This window comes from Noviherbaspirillum soli, from assembly GCF_015352955.1.
GTDB classification, from domain to species: Bacteria; Pseudomonadota; Gammaproteobacteria; order Burkholderiales; family Burkholderiaceae_D; genus Noviherbaspirillum_A; species Noviherbaspirillum_A soli.
The window spans coordinates 405,037-422,120 of the sequence record NZ_JACYOX010000001.1 but is presented as its reverse complement, the minus strand read 5'-3'; the positions used below and the strand labels follow the sequence as shown (position 1 = coordinate 422,120).

15 protein-coding genes are annotated in these 17,084 nt (G+C 65.3%); 2 read left to right on the top strand and 13 right to left on the bottom strand.

The annotated features are described in order from the left end of the window. Positions 1–10: 10 nt before the first annotated feature. The 12 genes from IGW04_RS01830 to urtA all read right to left on the bottom strand — a co-directional run bounded on the left by IGW04_RS01830 (position 11) and on the right by urtA (position 11,155). The gene (locus IGW04_RS01830) at positions 11–691 is read right to left on the bottom strand and encodes an urease accessory protein UreF (protein WP_194711295.1); all 681 of its coding nucleotides are present in this window, start codon (positions 689–691) and stop codon (positions 11–13) included. 4 nt (positions 692–695) lie between these two features. Next, positions 696–1,211: an urease accessory protein UreE gene (ureE, locus tag IGW04_RS01825; protein WP_194711294.1), complete on the bottom strand. Its 516-nt coding sequence runs from the start codon at positions 1,209–1,211 to the stop codon at positions 696–698. Positions 1,212–2,004: 793 nt separating this feature from the next. Further along, positions 2,005–2,181, bottom strand: a complete 177-nt coding sequence (locus IGW04_RS01820; protein ID WP_194711293.1) for a hypothetical protein — start codon at positions 2,179–2,181, stop codon at positions 2,005–2,007. A gap of 163 nt (positions 2,182–2,344) precedes the next feature. After that, entirely contained in the window at positions 2,345–4,045 is a 1,701-nt protein-coding gene (ureC, locus tag IGW04_RS01815) for an urease subunit alpha (protein ID WP_194711292.1), read from the bottom strand. Continuing rightward, the gene (locus tag IGW04_RS01810) at positions 4,042–4,350 is read right to left on the bottom strand and encodes an urease subunit beta (protein WP_194711291.1); all 309 of its coding nucleotides are present in this window, start codon (positions 4,348–4,350) and stop codon (positions 4,042–4,044) included. Before IGW04_RS01810 ends, ureC begins: the two co-directional genes overlap by 4 nt. Positions 4,351–4,358: 8 nt before the next feature. Further along, positions 4,359–4,661: an urease subunit gamma gene (locus IGW04_RS01805; protein ID WP_194711290.1), complete on the bottom strand. Its 303-nt coding sequence runs from the start codon at positions 4,659–4,661 to the stop codon at positions 4,359–4,361. 34 nt (positions 4,662–4,695) lie between these two features. Then, entirely contained in the window at positions 4,696–5,553 is an 858-nt protein-coding gene (locus IGW04_RS01800; protein ID WP_194711289.1) for an urease accessory protein UreD, read from the bottom strand. An 8-nt stretch (positions 5,554–5,561) separates the two neighbouring features. Beyond that, complete coding sequence (gene urtE, locus IGW04_RS01795) at positions 5,562–6,260, bottom strand: urea ABC transporter ATP-binding subunit UrtE (RefSeq protein WP_194711397.1); 699 nt, start codon at positions 6,258–6,260, stop codon at positions 5,562–5,564. 8 nt (positions 6,261–6,268) lie between these two features. Beyond that, positions 6,269–7,111, bottom strand: a complete 843-nt coding sequence (urtD, locus tag IGW04_RS01790) for an urea ABC transporter ATP-binding protein UrtD (RefSeq protein ID WP_194711288.1) — start codon at positions 7,109–7,111, stop codon at positions 6,269–6,271. Next, a complete protein-coding gene (urtC, locus tag IGW04_RS01785) occupies positions 7,108–8,193 on the bottom strand; it encodes an urea ABC transporter permease subunit UrtC (protein WP_194711287.1) in 1,086 nt (361 codons plus the stop codon). Before urtC ends, urtD begins: the two co-directional genes overlap by 4 nt. Beyond that, the gene (urtB, locus tag IGW04_RS01780; RefSeq protein ID WP_194711286.1) at positions 8,190–9,794 is read right to left on the bottom strand and encodes an urea ABC transporter permease subunit UrtB; all 1,605 of its coding nucleotides are present in this window, start codon (positions 9,792–9,794) and stop codon (positions 8,190–8,192) included. The genes urtC and urtB overlap by 4 nt, the downstream gene beginning before the upstream one ends. 107 nt (positions 9,795–9,901) lie before the next feature. Beyond that, on the bottom strand, positions 9,902–11,155 hold the full coding sequence (gene urtA, locus IGW04_RS01775; RefSeq protein WP_194711285.1) for an urea ABC transporter substrate-binding protein: 1,254 nt from the start codon (positions 11,153–11,155) through the stop codon (positions 9,902–9,904). A 304-nt stretch (positions 11,156–11,459) separates the two neighbouring features. Between urtA and IGW04_RS01770 the strand changes: the two genes are divergently transcribed. Then, a complete protein-coding gene (locus IGW04_RS01770; RefSeq protein ID WP_194711284.1) occupies positions 11,460–14,039 on the top strand; it encodes a DUF349 domain-containing protein in 2,580 nt (859 codons plus the stop codon). A 162-nt stretch (positions 14,040–14,201) separates the two neighbouring features. Here IGW04_RS01770 and IGW04_RS01765 read toward each other — a convergent pair whose 3' ends face one another. After that, a complete protein-coding gene (locus tag IGW04_RS01765; RefSeq protein WP_194711283.1) occupies positions 14,202–15,323 on the bottom strand; it encodes an ABC transporter ATP-binding protein in 1,122 nt (373 codons plus the stop codon). A gap of 88 nt (positions 15,324–15,411) precedes the next feature. Here IGW04_RS01765 and IGW04_RS01760 point away from each other — a divergent pair, with 88 nt between their 5' ends. Next, complete coding sequence (locus IGW04_RS01760; protein ID WP_323744796.1) at positions 15,412–17,079, top strand: ABC transporter permease; 1,668 nt, start codon at positions 15,412–15,414, stop codon at positions 17,077–17,079. Positions 17,080–17,084: the final 5 nt, after the last annotated feature.

Below are 17,084 nucleotides of genomic sequence, written 5' to 3'. Positions count from 1 at the left end.
TTGGGTTGATTCAGGAACGGTACAGGCGGCTGTACTGCACCTCGTGCCGCATCGACAGCAGCGACAGTCCCGGCGCCCAGTTGGAAAGTTCTTCGTCACGAAGCGACTGCGCGGTGACGGCGGCCGCCTCGATCTCGGGCCGAAGCGACAGCAATAGGCGCTGGCCGGCGACCTGGCCCAGCGGCACCGATTTCACGCACACCAGCACCTGGTTTTCGGCCCATGAGAACAGCATGCCGAGCAGCGCCGCGTCGGGCGGCACGGCCAGCGCGACCGCTGCACAGGCCATTGCGGTGGGCAATGGCACTTCCGGCTGGGCTTGCAGCAAGGCCAGCAGCTCCGGCCGCGGCAGCTTCAGTTCGGCCACCAGCTTGCCCAGCGAATAGCCCATCTGCACCGTCTCTGCGCGGAACTCGGCGGTATCGCGGGCGGCCAGGAAGCGCTCGGTCCATGCCGAGACCGCGTCCGCGTCCGCGGCGTCGAACGCCTGCATCAGCCGCCACAGCACCGGACCTTCGAAGCGCGCAATCACCTGGTGCAGGGCCTGGACGATCCAATCCCTGGCGCTCGCCTCGTTGCTGACCTGGCCGCTTTCCAGCGCTGCCTCCAGCCCTTGCGAATAGCTGTAGGCGCCGATCGGCAGCGATGGGCTGGCCAGTTGCAGCAGGTGCAGCAATGCGCTGGCATCCATTGCGTCAGGCCTTGTCGGTAGGACGATGGATGCGCTGGCGCAGCGGGATCGGGGCCAGCGGATGATGGCCGCCATCGTCGCCATGGTGGTGGCCATGGCCGCCGCCGTAGGCGCCGGATTCCGGTTCGAACGGCGCGTCTTCCGCAGTGACGGTGGCGCCAAGGCCTTCCAGCATTTCCTTCAACACGCTGTCCTGGCGTATGCGCAGGAAGCCATCGCCCACCTGGGCCTGGGTATGGCGGTTGCCGAGGTGGAACGCGCAGCGCAGTAGGTCGCGCGGGGTCGGGCAGGTGACGCGGTAGGTGGCTTCGGCGGCGGCGACAATGCGCACCACACGGCCGTCATCGCCGCGCAGCAGGTCGCCATCGCGCAGCACGGTGCCGCGCACGGTGAAGACGGCGACGTCCTCGCCGGAGGCGAGGGTTGCGCGCAGGCGGCTTTTCTCGCGCAGTTCATAAGGAAGGACGAGTTCGCCAGCGATCTGGTCGGCCTGGTTGATGCGGGTGTGGAGGGTTAGCATGGGATGGCAATGTTCAAGGTTCGGTGTGGAAGGTGATGCATGTCCGGATGATGGACGAGCTGGTGAAAGCGGCTTTTGCAGGAATCATGGTTGCTGAAACTATCTGAGGCAATGAGGTTGCGGTTGCTTTTGACGTACGCGCAGCGACAGTTGTCGTTGCTTTTGAAGTGGCCGTTGCCGTTGCCGTTGTTGTTGCAGTTAGGGTCCCCGTCTGTGTACCGCCGTGTCGGCGATGGCCGGAGCGGGAAAAGGTGCGGCGTCTGTCTGAGTGGAGCGCAGCGTAGCGAGTTTAGCCGCGCCCCGCTCCGGGCATCGACGGCGCGGGAACCCCGCGCAGCGGGGCGGCACAGTCGGGGTCGCCTTTTTTTGGTTACTTTTTTTGGCGAAGCAAAAAAAGTGACTCGCCCGCCGGGGCGAACACCCGGCCTGGTCATGACGGCAGTGCAATCGTATTGCGTCACCGGAGTTGATCCTTAGCGAAGGAGCGCCTTTGACGTTGAAGCCTTTAACTTCTCAACGACAAAGGCGACAGTGCAGTCTTCTTGCCCTGATAACGCAAGGCGGCTGCACTGTCGTGGAGACAAGCCGGGAATCCGTCCCGGCGGCCGGGTCACTTTTTTTGCTTCGCCAAAAAAAGTAACCAAAAAAAGGCGACCCGGTGATCGCGCCCCGCTGCGCGGGGTTCCCGTGTCAGCGGTACCCGGAGCGGGGCGCGGCTAAACTCGCTCCGCTTCGCTCCACTCAAACAGACGCCGCACCTTTTCCCGCTCCGGGCACCGCTGACACGGCGCGCTCAACGGGGTTTCACTGCAACTGCAACTGCAACTGCAACTGCAACTGCAACTTCAAAAGCAACTGCAACTTCAAAAGCAACTGCAACTTCAAAAGCAACTGCAACTTCAAAAGCAACGGCAACGACAACGTCAACCGCAATGCCCCCCTTTCGTAGGGTGCAATCCCCGAAGGGCATTGCACCACGGGTCGCATTCCGGGATGGTATTGTCGACCGACTTCCCTGATCGACCGATGCTGCAATGCCCCTGTGGGGTATTGCACTCTACGAATCACCGACTACGCGTACTTCAACCGCAACTGCAATCCCTCCATGAATCCAGAGTCAGGCAATCATTCGCCTAGAACAGGAAATACCGTTGCGCCATCGGCAGCACCTTCGCCGGCTCGCAAACCAGCAACTCCCCATCCGCCCTGACTTCATACGTTTCCGCATCCACCTCCATCCGCGGCGTCGCGCCGTTATGAATCATGTCGCGCTTGCGCAGTCCGCGCATGTTCTTCACCGCTACCACGGTCTTCTGCAAGCCCAGCGTCTGCCCGATGCCGGCGTCGAAAGCTGCCTGCGAGACAAAGGTCAGCGACGTCTTCAGCGCCCGGCCATAGGCGCCGAACATGTGGCGGTAGTGCACGGGTTGCGGTGTGGGAATCGAGGCGTTCGGGTCGCCCATCTGGGCCGCGGCGATCATGCCGCTTTTCAGGATCATTGACGGCTTGACGCCGAAGAAGGCTGGCTTCCACAGCACCAGGTCGGCGACCTTGCCGACCTCGATCGAACCCACTACATGCGAGATGCCATGCGTGATGGCCGGGTTGATGGTGTACTTGGCGATGTAGCGCCTGCAGCGGAAGTTGTCATGCCGGCTGCTGTCTTCCGCCAGCGCGCCGCGCTGCGCCTTCATCTTGTCGGCCGTTTGCCATGTCCGCATGATGACTTCGCCAACCCGGCCCATGGCCTGCGAATCGGACGACATCATCGAGATCGCGCCGATGTCATGCAGGATGTCTTCGGCGGCGATGGTTTCGCGCCGGATGCGCGACTCGGCAAAGGCGATGTCCTCGGCGATGGCCGAGTCGAGATGGTGGCAGACCATCAGCATGTCCAGATGCTCGTCCAGGGTGTTGACCGTATAAGGCCGGGTCGGGTTGGTGGACGAGGGCAGGACATTGGACTCGCCTACCGCGGCGATGATGTCCGGCGCATGGCCGCCGCCGGCGCCTTCGGTGTGGAAGGTGTGGATGGTGCGGTCCTTGAAGGCGGCCAGCGTGTGTTCCAGAAAACCGCCTTCATTGAGGGTGTCGGAATGCAGCGCGACCTGTATGTCCATTTCCTCGGCCACTGACAGGCAGCTGTCGATGGCGGCCGGCGTGCTGCCCCAGTCCTCGTGCAGCTTCAGGCCGATGGCGCCGGCCTGGATCTGTTCCCGCAGCGGGCCAGGCAGGCTGACATTGCCCTTGCCCAGAAGGCCGATGTTCATCGGGAAGGCATCGGTGGCCGACAGCATCGAGTGGATGTGCCAGGGACCGGGCGTACAGGTGGTGGCGGCGGTGCCGACCGCCGGGCCGGTGCCGCCGCCCAGCATGGTGGTCACGCCCGACATCAGCGCTTCCTCGATTTGCTGCGGGCAGATGAAATGGATGTGGCTGTCGATGCCGCCGGCGGTGACGATCATGCCTTCGCCGGCAATGATCTCGGTGGCGCCGCCGATGGCCATGGTCACGCCCGGCTGGATGTCCGGATTGCCCGCCTTGCCGATCGCGGCAATGCGGCCTTCCTTCAGCCCGATGTCTGCCTTGACGATGCCCCAGTGGTCGAGGATGACGGCATTGGTGATCACGGTGTCCATCACCTCGGCATGGCCGCGCTGCGACTGCCCCATGCCGTCGCGGATCACCTTGCCGCCGCCGAACTTGACTTCTTCGCCGTACAGCGCGTAGTCCTTCTCGATCTCGATGAAAAGGCCGGTGTCGGCCAGGCGGATGCGGTCGCCGGTGGTGGGGCCGTACATTTCCGCATAGGCCGCGCGCGTGATTCTCGTCATTTCAGTTTCCCCATCACTTTTCCATTGAAGCCGTAGACGATGCGGTCGCCGGCAAGTGCCACCAGTTCCACCGTGCGCTCCTGGCCCGGCTCGAAGCGCACCGCGGTGCCGGCCGCAATGTTGAGCCGCATGCCATAGCCCGCCTCGCGGTCAAACACCAGCGCCGGGTTGACCTCGTAAAAGTGAAAATGGGAGCCCACCTGCACCGGCCGGTCGCCGCTGTTCGCCACGGTGACGGTAGCAGTGGCGCGGCCGGGATTGAGTTCGATCTCGCCGTCTTCGATCAGCATTTCGCCTGGAATCATGGGCTCTCCTAGGGAATCGGGTGGTGCACGGTCACCAGCTTGGTGCCGTCGGGGAAGGTGGCTTCAACCTGGATGTCGGGAATCATTTCCGGTATGCCGTCCATCACGTCGTCGCGGCTCAGTATCTTGGTGCCCTCGGACATCAGCTCGGCCACGGTGCGGCCGTCGCGTGCGCCTTCCATGATGGCGGCGGTGATCAGCGCGACGGCTTCCGGGTAATTCAGCTTCAATCCGCGTGCGCGGCGGCGTTCCGCCAGCAGCGCCGCAGTGAAGATCAGCAGCTTGTCTTTTTCCCGTGGGGTCAGTTCCATTTTGTTTCCTTGGATGTTCCTGGAGTGATGGAGGTCATGTTTGCCATATCCTCGGCGTGATGGGGGCGCGTTCCAGCAGCGCCGGCCGCAACAGGCCCCAGGCCCTGTGCATCAGCCGGCGCGCTTCCTGGCTGGAGTCGCCGATGTAGCGCGCCACCAGCACTGACTTTATTTGCGTTACGCCAAAGCGGTCGCTCGCTTCCTCGCGCAAAGCTTGCAGGCAGCCTGCGCCAGCGGGGCGGCCCACGGCCAGCAGGGTGGCGCAGACGGTGCGGCCATGCAGACCGAGCGGTCCGGCAAAGCCATCGTCGCCGCCGACCAGCGCGCCCTGTTCGAACCACACCAGCTTGCCGCCGCGCCGCACCTGCAGGCGCTGCGACACGCGGCCATGATCGAAGGATTCGCCGGAAGCGGTGCGGCCAAAGCAGAGGATGTCGCTGGTGATGAAACTGGCATCGGCCGCCATCTCGATGGCGGTGTCAAGCGCAACGTCGGCGCCGTTGTAGAAGATGGTTTCCTGCGGCAGCCATTCCAGCGAACCGCCAACGCCGACCCTGAGCGTCAGGTCCTGGCGCGATACATGACCATTGGCGCGGTACCACTTGGCCGCGCCCGGCGTGGTGACCAGGGCATGCGCACTGTCGCCGACGGCGCAGTTGATTGCCAGCTGGTCGCCGCCGACCACGCCGCCCGGGGGATGCACGACGATCGCATGGCAGACCGACGGCTGCTCCGGATACAGCGGCTTCTGTACCCGCAGCGGGCCGACATGGCTGCGCTCGATCAGGCGGGTGGTGTTGCGGTCATTGGCGAACCCGAGTGACAAGCTGGCATGCCAGTGCTGGCGGCTTGCAGCGGCATCGGTCGGCGGATGGGGCTCCAGCAATCTCATGGGCCGCACTATACCGCGAGGTGACGCTTCACGTCCTCTCCCTGCATCAGTTCCTGCATGCCGGACGCCACCACCTCGCCGCGCGACAGCACCACGAACTTGTCGGCCAGCGCATGGGCGAAGTCGAAGTACTGCTCGCACAGCAGGATGCCCATGTCGCCGCGCTCGCGCAGCAGGCGGATCACCCGCTCGATGTCCTTGATGATGGAAGGCTGTATGCCTTCGGTCGGCTCGTCGAAGATGATCAGCTTCGGCTCGGCCAGGAGCGCACGGGCAATCGCCAGCTGCTGCTGCTGGCCGCCGGACAGGTCGCCGCCGCGCCGGCCCAGCATGTCCTTCAGTACCGGAAACAGTTCATAGACCTCGCCCTTGATGGCGGCGGCACGCCGCGCCGGCAGGGTGGCCATGCCCATCAGCAGGTTTTCCTCCACCGTCAGGCGGGCAAAGATCTCGCGGCCCTGCGGCACGTAGGCAATGCCGAGCCGGGCGCGCTCGTGCGGCTTCAGGCGCGTGATGTCGCGGCCGTTGAAGACGACCTTGCCGCTGGCCGCCGGCAGCACGCCCATCAGGCACTTCAGCAGCGTGGTCTTGCCGACGCCATTGCGGCCCAAGAGCGCCACGCACTGGCCCTTTTCGACCGTCATTGACACGCCGCGCAGCGTGTGCGCGGCGCCGTAGTACTGGTTCAGCTTCTCAACCTGGAGCAGGCTCATGGTCATCTTCCCAAATACACTTCAATCACCCGCTCGTCCGACTGCACCTGCTGCATCGTGCCCTGGGCCAGCACCGAGCCTTCATGCAGCACAGTGACCCGGCCCTGCTGCGCGATCTCGGTGACGAAGGCCATGTCATGCTCGACCACCATGATGGAATGCTTGCCGCGCAATTCATTGAGCAGCTCGGCGGTGCGCTCGGTCTCGGCGTCCGACATGCCGGCCACCGGTTCGTCGAGCAGCAGCAGTTGCGGCTCCTGCATCAGCAGCATGCCGATTTCCAGCCACTGCTTCTGGCCGTGCGACAGCAGGCCGGCAGGGCGATGTTCCTGGCCGGACAGGCGGATCAGCTTGAGGATCTCGTCGATCTTGCCTTTCTGTTCCGAGCTGAGGCGCGAGAACAGGGTCTGCCTGACCCGCTTGTTCATCTTCATTGCCAGTTCCAGGTTCTCGAACACGCTGTGCTGCTCGAACACGGTGGGCCGCTGGAACTTGCGGCCGATGCCGGCATGCGCGATGTCGTACTCGGTCATGCGCGTCAAGTCGATGGTCTGGCCGAACCATGCGCTGCCGGACGTGGGCCGGGTCTTGCCGGTGATCACATCCATCATCGTGGTCTTGCCGGCGCCGTTCGGTCCGATGATGCAGCGCAGCTCGCCCACCGAGATGTCGAGATTGAGCTTGTTCAGGGCACGGAAGCCGTCGAACGAGACCGTGATGTCTTCCAGGTAGAGGATGGCGCCATGGCTGGTGTCGACGCCTTCGCCCTTGACCTTGCCGTAGGCGGTGGCGGCGTCGCCGGGCTCGGCCTGGTACTGGTGGCCGGGTTTGAGTACTTCGCTCATGCAGCCTCCTTTTGCCGGCGCAGCTTGCCGGCCAGTCCCAATATGCCCTGCGGCATGAACAGCGTCACCAGGATGAACAGCAGCCCCAGCGCATACAGCCACAGGTCGGGGAAGGCGCCGGTGAACCAGCTCTTCAGGCCATTGACCGAGAAGGCGCCGATGATGGGGCCGAGCAGGGTGCCGCGGCCGCCGACGGCTGCCCAGATCACCATCTCGATCGAATTCCCCGGCGACATCTCGGACGGGTTGATGATGCCGACCTGCGGCACATACAGCGCGCCGGCGATGCCGCACAGCACGGCCGACAGGGTCCAGACGAAGAGCTTGAACCACAGCGGGTTATAGCCGATGAACATCAGGCGCGATTCCGAGTCGCGCACCGCCTGCAGCACCCGGCCCAGCTTGGAGCGCACGATCCAGCGGCACAGGATCAGCGCGCCAAGCAGCATGCCCAGCGTGATCAGGTAGAGCGTCGCCTTGGTCGAGGGCGAGGTGATCGCATGGCCCAGGATGCGCTTGAAGTCGGTGAAGCCGTTGTTGCCGCCGAAGCCGGTGTTGTTGCGGAAGAACAGCAGCATGAAGGCGAAGGTCATGGCCTGGGTGATGATGGAGAAGTAGACGCCCTTGATGCGCGAGCGAAAGGCAAAGTAGCCGAACACGAAGGCCAGCACGCCCGGCACCGCCACCACCAGCAGCATGCTGTACCAGAAGCTGTCCGTCATCGACCAGAACCAGGGGTAGGTTTTCCAGTCCAGGAACACCATGAAGTCGGGCAGGTTGCTCTGGTAGACGCCGTCGCGTCCGATGGCGCGCATCAGGTACATGCCGTGGGCATAGCCACCGAGCGCGAAGAACACGCCATGGCCGAGCGACAGGATGCCGGTATAGCCCCACACCAGGTCGAGCGCCAGCGCCGCCATCGCGTAGCACATGAACTTGCCGACCAGGGCCACCATGTAGCTCGACACATGCAGCGGATGGCCTGGCTCGAAGGCCAGGTTGAACACGGGCAGCAGCGCCAGCAGCAGCGCGCAGGCCAGGATACCGGCCCATGCCGGCCGGGAAAACAAGGTGGTCTTCATTCGACGCTCCTGCCTTTCAGTGCGAACAGCCCCTGCGGACGTTTCTGGATGAAGATGATGATGAATACCAGGATCGCGATCTTGGCCAGCACCGCGCCCGAGAACGGCTCCAGGAACTTGTTGATCTCGCCCAGGCCGAAGGCGGCGATCACGGTGCCGGCCAGCTGGCCGACGCCGCCCAGCACCACCACCATGAAGGAATCGACGATATAGCTCTGGCCAAGGTCGGGGCCGACATTGCCCAGCTGCGACAGCGCCACGCCGCCCAGGCCCGCGATGCCGGAGCCCAGGCCGAAAGTCATCATGTCGACCCGCCCGGTGGACACGCCGGTGCAGTCGGCCATGCGGCGGTTCTGGGTGACGGCGCGCACGAACAGGCCGAGCCGGGTCTTGTTCAGGATGAGCCAGACCACGGCGACCACGGCCAGCGAGAAGAAGATGATCACGATGCGGTTCCACGACAGCACCAGCGATCCCAGCACGGTGATGCCGCCCGACATCCAGGCCGGGTTGGCGACTTCCACGTTCTGCGCGCCGAACAGGCTGCGCACCGCCTGCATCAGGATCAGGCTGATGCCCCAGGTGGCCAGCAGGGTTTCCAGCGGCCGGCCGTAGAGCCATCTGATCACGGTGCGTTCCAGCACGATGCCCACCAGCGCAGAAGCGAGGAAGGCCACCGGCAGCGCCACCAGCAGGTAGGCGTCCAGCGCGCCGGGCAGATATTTGCGGAAGAACAGCTGGCAGGCGTAGGTGGCGTAGGCGCCGATCATCAGCAGCTCGCCGTGGGCCATGTTGATGATGCCCATCAGGCCGAAGGTAATGGCCAGGCCCAGCGCGGCCAGCAGCAGCACGCTGCCCAGCGAGATGCCGTAGAACAGGTTGCCGACGACTTCGGTGAAGGCCAGCCGCCGTTCCAGCTTCTGCAGGGTGCCCACGGCGGCGATCCGGACGCTTTCATCGGGCTCGCCGTAGCTGTTGTCAGCGCCTTTCTCCAGCATCTGGCGCAATACCGGACGCAGGCTGGCATTGCTGGTGTCGGACAGCGCGATGACGGCGGCGCGGCGCACCGTCGGGTCGGGTGACTGCAGGTTGGCAATGGCGGCAGCCATTTCCAGCAGCGGCTTGATCTCGGGGTCGGTTTCCTGCGCCAGCGCTTTCACGATCAGGGGCGCCTGGGCGGCGTCCGTGCCTTTTTGCAGCGCGCGGGCCGCGGCCAGGCGCTCGTTGCGGTCTTTCGAGAACAGCGCGAGGCCAGCCATCGCGCCTTCGACGGCGCCGCGCAGCCGGTTGTTCACCGTGATGCCGTCGATGCCGTCCGGCGCCGGCGCGCTGGCGCCGGTTGCCGGATCCCAGGCCTTGTCGCCATCGACCACCAGCACGCGGCCTTCGGGCGTTGCATACAGGGTGTCGTTCTTCAGGGCGGACAGCACCTTGTATGCATCGTCACTGGCCAACGCGGCAATCTGGCCGACCGCTTCGATCCGGGCATCCGGATCATCGCCTGCCAGCGGCGCCAGCAGCGCGGCGTCGATCGCGGCATGCGCCAGCGCCGCCTGCAGGCATAACGCCAGCGCTGCCATCAGTTTGTAAAGTAGGTTCATGTTTCTCATCCGGCGCCGCGATGCATGGCGATGCATGCGGACAAAAAGAAGCCGGGGCGACGGCTTGCCGCCAGCCCCGGCATGCTTGCAGCTCCTGGGGCAGAGGCTTACAGCTTCTGCTTGTCCTCGTTGCCGGCGATGAACGGGCTCCAAGGCTGGGCGCGGATCGGGCCCTTGGTCTTCCACACCACGCTGAACTGGCCGTCCCCCTTGATCTCGCCGATCATCACCGGCTTGTGCAGATGGTGGTTGGTCTTGTCCATCGTCAGCTCATAGCCCGACGGCGCCTTGAAAGTCTGGCCGGCCATGGCTGCGATCACCTTGTCGGTATCGGTGGACTTGGCCTTCTCGACAGCCTGCTTCCACATGTGGATGCCGACATAGGTTGCTTCCATCGGGTCGTTGGTGACCACGGTGTCGGCGTTCGGAAGCTTCTTGGCGACGGCGTATTCCTTCCACTGCTTGATGAAGGCGGTGTTGACCGGGTTCTTCACCGACTGGAAGTAGTTCCAGGCAGCCAGGTGGCCGACCAGCGGCTTGGTGTCGACGCCGCGCAGTTCTTCCTCGCCGACCGAGAAGGCCACCACCGGCACGTCGGTTGCCTTCAGGCCGGCATTGCCCAGCTCCTTGTAGAAGGGCACGTTGGAATCGCCGTTGATGGTGGAGATGACCGCGGTCTTGCCGCCGGCGGAGAACTTCTTGATGTTGGCGACGATGGTCTGGTAGTCGGAATGGCCGAACGGGGTGTAGACCTCGTCGATATCGCTATCCTTGACGCCCTTGGACTTCAGGAAGGCGCGCAGGATCTTGTTGGTGGTGCGCGGGTAGACGTAGTCGGTGCCCAGCAGCACGAAGCGCTTGGCGCCGCCGCCTTCCTTGGACATCAGGTACTCGGTTGCGGGAATCGCCTGCTGGTTGGGCGCGGCGCCGGTGTAGAACACGTTCTTCTCGAGTTCCTCGCCTTCGTACTGCACCGGGTAGAACAGCAGGCTGTTCAGTTCCTTGAAGACCGGCAGCACCGACTTGCGCGACACCGAGGTCCAGCAGCCGAACACCACGGCAACCTTGTCCTGGCTCACCAGCTGGCGCGCCTTCTCGGCGAACAGCGGCCAGTTCGAGGCCGGGTCGACGATCACCGGCTCCAGCTTCTTGCCCATTACGCCGCCTTTGGCATTGATCTCCTCGATGGTCATCAGCGCAACATCCTTCAGCGATGTCTCGGAGATGGCCATGGTGCCGGACAGCGAATGCAGAATGCCGACCTTGATGGTATCGGCTGCCATTGCTTGCTGCATCCAGGACGACGCCACCAGCGCCAGTGCGCCGGCTGCGGTCGCCTTCAAGAGGGTGCGACGGGACATGGTTACTACTCCTAGTTGGAAGAATTGATCGGAATGGATTGCGATGACTCGCAGATACCTTCCATAGCAGAATGCGTGCCAAGGCTGATCGGGGGTGTGGACGATTCGTCATCGGGCGGGCGCCATGTTTTGGGGCGGGCACGGTCCGCCGTGGCGCCGTTTGAGCGCACGCAAAGGATAAAGCGCCATTGCAGTGCAAAAAGTGTGAATGCATGAGGCGATCTGCATTGCGATGGTGAGCTGGCCACCCGAGGTGACCCGTATTGCTATGATGTCGGTTTCCCGAATCCCGCGGCCCCCATTTATGTTCCGTTCCCTTATCCGGCGCGTTCTCAAGCGCGACACCCAGCATGAACCCGTAGCTGTGGCCAGTGCGCAGGTCGATCGCGCCGAACAGCAGCGCCTGAAGCGCCAGGCCTTGCTCGAGCAGGCCATCGCCGTGGCCCATGACGAAGCCGCAGCGGCCGCCTTCATCCTTCAATGCGACTATCCGGATGCACGCCGGCAGGCGGCCCAGCATCTGCACGGCAGGGTCTACCTGACGCAGGTGCTGCAGGCCGTGCGCAACACCGACAGGCGCGTGGCCAAGCTGATGCAGCAGCGCCTGGACGCGCTGGACCAGGCCGAGGCCCGCGAGGCGCAAGCCCTTCAGGCCATCGAACAGGCTGAGCGGCTGGCCGCGGCGCCGCAGCTGGTGGTCAGCCAGGTGACCGAGCTCGATCATGCCTGGCGCAGCGTGGGTGATGCGCCGGCAGCGCTGCGCGAGCGTTTCGACGCCAGCCGTGAGCGGCTGCGCCAGCGCCTGCAAGCGCAGACCGACCTGCAACGCGGCCTGCTGGACGCGAATGCCGAGCTGGCCCGTCTTGAGGCGGCAGTCGCCAGCGAGATGCCGGAGCATGCGAAAGGGAAGCTGGACGAACTGGAAGCCGCGGTGGCAAGGCTGCTGCAGTCGCCCGAGGCGAGCGCATTGCCGTCGGCCCGCGTGCAGGCATTCAGCGATCAGGCCACGCGGATGAAGTCCGCATTGGCCATGCACGCCGAGCGCCGGGCCGCAATCGCCGCACGTACTGCGCTAATCGATGAATGGGAAGCGCGGGCACAACCGGACGCGGCCCAACTGGATGACGCGGCGCTGCGCCAGGCCTGGCAGGCCTTGCCGGCGCTGCCTGACAGCGCGGCCCCGGAACTGGCTGCGCGCTATGCGGCACTGCTGGCGGCGATACGCCATGCACGCAATCCGGTCGTTGCAGAGCCGCCTCAGCCCGGCCCGGTGGTGCCAGCGGAGCCGGCGGCCGATCCGGCCGAGGCGCGGCGTGCAATGGACGCGGCGCTTGCCGCGCTGGAAGCCGCACTGGAAGAGGGCAGTCTGCAGGTGGCATCGGAACAGGACAAGGCCTTGCGCGCGATGGACTTCAAGGCCATTCGTCCGGGCGAGGAGCGCATGGCGCGGCTGTCGCGCCTGCGCGCCGAACTGGCGCGGCTGCAGGGCTGGGCGCGCTGGGGCGGCAATGTGTCGCGCGAGGAATTGCTGAAAGCCGCGCAGGACCTGGCGGACCAGGAAATGCCGGTGGCGGAGCGCGCCCAGAAGGTGGGCAGCCTGCGCGAACGCTGGAAGGCGCTGGATGCATCGGCCGGCCCCGCCGGCAAGGACGCCTGGCAGCGCTTCGACGCCGCCTGCACCGCTGCCTACGCGCCCGTGGCCGAGCATTTCCGCATGCTGGCCGAAGAGCGCCGGCAGAATCTGGAGAAGGCGCATGCGCTGACAGCCGAGGTGATTGCCTACGCCGAGAGCGCAGGCGTGGCGGGCGATCCAGAGTCGGTGGACTGGAAAGCGGTGACGGCTGCACTCAGCCGCTACACCCAGGCCTGGCAGCGGCTGGGCACCATCGAACGTCGCGAACGCAAGGCGGCCGACGCGGAATTTTCGAAGGCGCTGGACCTGCTGCGCAAGCCGTTGTCGGGCCGCCATCAGATCGAAGTTGCGCGGCGCGAGCAGTTGATTGCCGAGGTCGAGTCGCTGGACGCGGGCGCGCCGCGCGCCACCGACTCGCTGCGGGCCATCCAGGAACGCTGGCAGGACTTTGCCCGCGGCCTGCCGCTTCCGCGGAACGAAGAGCAGGCGCTGTGGCAACGCTTCCGCCAGGCGTGCGACGCGCTGTTTGCGGAGCGGCGCGAATCGGCCAAGACCGCCGACGCCGAACGCCAGCACCATCTGGAACGCAAGGAAGCGCTGTGCGCTTCACTGGAAGCCGCGGTCGATGCGGCGCTGCCGACGCTGTCGCAACTGCTGCGCGACAGCGCCGCCGCCTGGAAGGAGATCGGGCCGGTGCCGCGGGCGGCGCAGCAGCAGATCGAGGCGCGCTATGAAGCGGCTGTCGGTGCGTTGCGCCAGCGGGCCGACGCGGCGCGGCAGGCGGCGTCGCAGGCGCAGGCGGGGCTGTTGAAGCGCAAGTTCATGCTGTGCCGGCGCGCCGAGCAGGCGGTAATGGACGGGGCCATGGATGAATCCCGCCGTCAGGCCTTGCGCGAGGAGTGGGACGGCTTGCCAGCGCTGGGCAGCGGCAATGAGCGGGCGATGGCGGCGCGCTTTGCCGCCGCGCTGGAGGGTGGCGAGCCGTTACGTGCGACGCTGCAGCGAAACCGCGAGGCGGTGATGCAGGAGATCCTGCAGATGGAAATCCGGCTTGGCGTGGACAGCCCGGCTGCGCTGTCGCAGGAGCGGCTGAAGCAGCAGATCCAGGTGCTGCAGGATGCGCTTCGGGCGGGCCAGCGCACGGATCAGCCGCAGGCGCTGCTGATGCAGCTATGCACGCAGCCGGCGTTGCTTGACGATGAGGCGGCGGCGCGCATCGAACATCTGATCATGCGCTCGCCTGAGGTGTAATAGAACGCGGCCCGAAGCCTCTAATACCAATCCCAATCCATAACGTCCCGGATGAAACCGATGGATTTTTTCGTCTGGCAAGGCGGGTGAGGAGTCAATAGCCAAGCTATTGACGACGATCCCAACGCAGCCAGGCGGAAAAAGACGCGGTTTCATGGGACGTTATGGGTTGGGATTGGCATAAGCCGCCGTATTGACCGGAAACGTCACCACATGATCCGCACCCAGGCGGATGCCGATCTTTTCCCCGATCGCATGATCATGATGCGACGGCACCAGCGCCAGCAGCGTCTGGCCGCTCGGCAGCTTCAGGGTATACAGGAACTCGGCGCCGCGAAACGCCTTGCGCACGACCTCGGCCCGCATCGGGCTGGCGTCGTCGTGGATTACATCATCGGCCCGCAGCAGCACGTCGACCACCCGCGCATCGCGCTCGTCGGTGGCGCAGACATCGACGCCGCGCCATAGCGGCAGGCTGCCCAGTTCGATCCTGACGCGCTGGTTCTGCAGGTCCACCGTGCCCGGGGTGAACACGCCCTGGCCGATGAAGTCGGCGACGAAGCGGTCGGCCGGACGATGGTAGAGGTTGTAGGCGTTGTCCCATTGCATGATCAGGCCTTCATGCATCACGCCGATCTGGTCGGCGATGGCGAAGGCTTCGTGCTGGTCGTGGGTGACCAGCACGGCGGTGGTGCCGAGTTCCTTTAGGATGTCGCGCACTTCCAGCGCCAGGCGCTCCCGCAGGTCGACATCGAGGTTCGAAAACGGCTCGTCCAGCAGCAGCAGGTCGGGGCGCGGCGCCAGGGCCCGCGCCAGCGCGATGCGCTGCTGCTGTCCGCCGGAGAGTTCATGCGGATACTTCTCGGCCTGCGCGCCCAGGCCCACCAGATCCAGCAGTTCGGCCACCCTGGCGCGGCGCGCGGAAGCATCCAGGCGGCGCAGGCCGAAGCCGACATTGCCCGCCACCGTCAGGTGCGGGAACAGCGCGTAATCCTGGAATACCACGCCGACCTGCCGGGTTTCCGGCGGGGCAGTATGACCCTTGCGGCTGATCTCGCGCCCGCCCAGTTCGATGCGCCCCGCAGTCACCGGCTCGAAGCCGGCGATGGCGCGCAGCACGGTGGTCTTGCCGCAGCCGGATGGCCCAAGCAGGCAGGCGATGTCGCCCCGGTCCAGCGAGAATGACAGGCCATGGACGATCTCGTGGACGACAGGGCCGGTCGGGTAGGCGACATGGATGGATTCAACGCGAAGGTGCGCTGGTGCAGCGATTCTGGAAGTCATGAAGCCAGTAAGGGAAAAGATGACGGTCAGTCAAGTTTAATGATTATAATTCTCATTTAGAACATCGTACAGGCACCGTTCCTCCTTCATGTCAGCATCCATGCCGCCACAGGCGCTGTCGCGCCGCTTGTCCCGCCGCTTGTCCCGCGTTTCCTTTCCTCATCCCCTGCTCCTGATTTCACTGGTGGCCGCGGCTGCGGTCGGGGTGCCGGTGCTGGGCGTGCTGGCGAACCTGGCGGGTGGCGAGGGGGGCGCAGGCACTTTCCACCATCTCTGGTCAACCGTGCTGCCCGAATACCTCGGCAACAGCCTGGCCATCGTCGCCATCGTCGGCCTGCTGTCGGGGGTGGTCGGCATTGGCTGCGCCTGGCTGGTGGCGGCCTGGGATTTTCCCGGCAAGCGCCTGTTCGAATGGGCGCTGGTGCTGCCGCTGGCCATGCCGTCCTATGTGGTGGCCTATGCCTACACCGACTTCCTGCAGTTTTCCGGACCGCTGCAGTCAGCCCTGCGCGAGCTGACCGGCTGGCAGGCACGCGAGTACTGGTTTCCCGAGATCCGCTCGGTCGGCGGCGCCGGGCTGGTGTTTGCGCTGGTGCTGTATCCCTATGTCTATCTGCTGGTGCGCACCGCCTTCCTCGAGCGCAGTCCGCGCATGTGGGATGCGGCGCGCACCCTGGGTGCCGGCCCGTGGGCCAGTTTTTTCCAGGTCAGCCTGCCGCTGGCGCGGCCTGCGGCCGTGGCCGGCCTGGCGCTGGTGATCATGGAAACCCTGGCCGACTATGGCGCGGTTGCTTACTTTGGCGTGCCGACGCTGACCACCGGCATCTATAAATCCTGGTATGCCTTTTCCGACCGCACCGGCGCGGCGCAGATCGCCGCCGTGCTGCTGGTGTCCGTGATCGGGCTGATGTATGTCGAGCAGCGCAGCCGAGGACGGGCGCGCTACTACGCCGTGGGCAGCCGCGGCGGGCGCAGGGCGCAGCGCCTGTCCACGGGCGCCGGCCTGGTTGCCGCCGCCTGCTGCGCGCTGCCGGTCCTTCTGGGCTTCGTGCTGCCGCTGCTGATCCTTGTCCGCCTGATGCGCCAGGAAGAGTCGCTGGCGATCGGCAGCCGCTATCTGGGCTGGCTGGCCAACAGCGTGACGGTGGCCGGCGTGACCGCGGTGCTCGCAGTGGTGATCTGCCTGCTGCTGGCGTATGCGGCGAGGGTGTCGCGCAGCCGCGTGCAGGGATGGGCCAACCGTGTTGTCAGCATGGGTTATGCGATTCCCGGCGCGGTGATCGCAGTCGGCATCCTGATTCCGCTATCGCGGGTGGACAACTGGCTGTCCGGGCACGGCATGAAACTGCTGCTGGCGGGCAGCCTGGTAGCCCTGGTCTATGCCTATCTGGTGCGCTTCCTGGCGGTGTCCTACCAGAGCGTGCAGGCGGGCCTAGCGCGCATCACCCCGGCCATGGACGCCAGCGCGCGCAGCCTCGGGCATGGGCTCGGCTCGATGCTGCTGCGGGTACACATGCCCCTGCTGTGGCGCAGCGTGATGACGGCCGGCCTGCTGGTGTTCGTCGATGTGATCAAGGAGCTGCCGGCCACGCTGACGATCCGGCCGTTCAACTTCGATACCCTGGCGGTAATCACCTTCCAGCTGGCGTCCGACGAACGCCTGGCGGAAGCGGCGCTGCCGGCGATGACGATCGTGCTGATTGCCTTCGTGCCGGTGCTGGCGCTGGCGCGGGCGATCGCCAGGCACGGCCGCTAGCGGTA

What these genes read in the sequence shown, in the direction of transcription:
- IGW04_RS01760 (WP_323744796.1), top strand. Translation starts at nt 15,412, where the DNA reads ATGTCAGCATCCATGCCGCCACAGGCGCTGTCGCGCCGCTTGTCCCGC.
- ureC (WP_194711292.1), bottom strand. Translation starts at nt 4,045, where the DNA reads ATGACGAGAATCACGCGCGCGGCCTATGCGGAAATGTACGGCCCCACC.
- urtD (WP_194711288.1), bottom strand. Translation starts at nt 7,111, where the DNA reads ATGAGCGAAGTACTCAAACCCGGCCACCAGTACCAGGCCGAGCCCGGC.
- ureE (WP_194711294.1), bottom strand. Translation starts at nt 1,211, where the DNA reads ATGCTAACCCTCCACACCCGCATCAACCAGGCCGACCAGATCGCTGGC.
- urtA (WP_194711285.1), bottom strand. Translation starts at nt 11,155, where the DNA reads ATGTCCCGTCGCACCCTCTTGAAGGCGACCGCAGCCGGCGCACTGGCG.
- IGW04_RS01820 (WP_194711293.1), bottom strand. Translation starts at nt 2,181, where the DNA reads ATGCCCTTCGGGGATTGCACCCTACGAAAGGGGGGCATTGCGGTTGAC.
- IGW04_RS01770 (WP_194711284.1), top strand. Translation starts at nt 11,460, where the DNA reads ATGTTCCGTTCCCTTATCCGGCGCGTTCTCAAGCGCGACACCCAGCAT.
- IGW04_RS01805 (WP_194711290.1), bottom strand. Translation starts at nt 4,661, where the DNA reads ATGGAACTGACCCCACGGGAAAAAGACAAGCTGCTGATCTTCACTGCG.
- urtC (WP_194711287.1), bottom strand. Translation starts at nt 8,193, where the DNA reads ATGAAGACCACCTTGTTTTCCCGGCCGGCATGGGCCGGTATCCTGGCC.
- IGW04_RS01765 (WP_194711283.1), bottom strand. Translation starts at nt 15,323, where the DNA reads ATGACTTCCAGAATCGCTGCACCAGCGCACCTTCGCGTTGAATCCATC.
- IGW04_RS01810 (WP_194711291.1), bottom strand. Translation starts at nt 4,350, where the DNA reads ATGATTCCAGGCGAAATGCTGATCGAAGACGGCGAGATCGAACTCAAT.
- IGW04_RS01800 (WP_194711289.1), bottom strand. Translation starts at nt 5,553, where the DNA reads ATGAGATTGCTGGAGCCCCATCCGCCGACCGATGCCGCTGCAAGCCGC.
- IGW04_RS01830 (WP_194711295.1), bottom strand. Translation starts at nt 691, where the DNA reads ATGGATGCCAGCGCATTGCTGCACCTGCTGCAACTGGCCAGCCCATCG.
- urtB (WP_194711286.1), bottom strand. Translation starts at nt 9,794, where the DNA reads ATGAACCTACTTTACAAACTGATGGCAGCGCTGGCGTTATGCCTGCAG.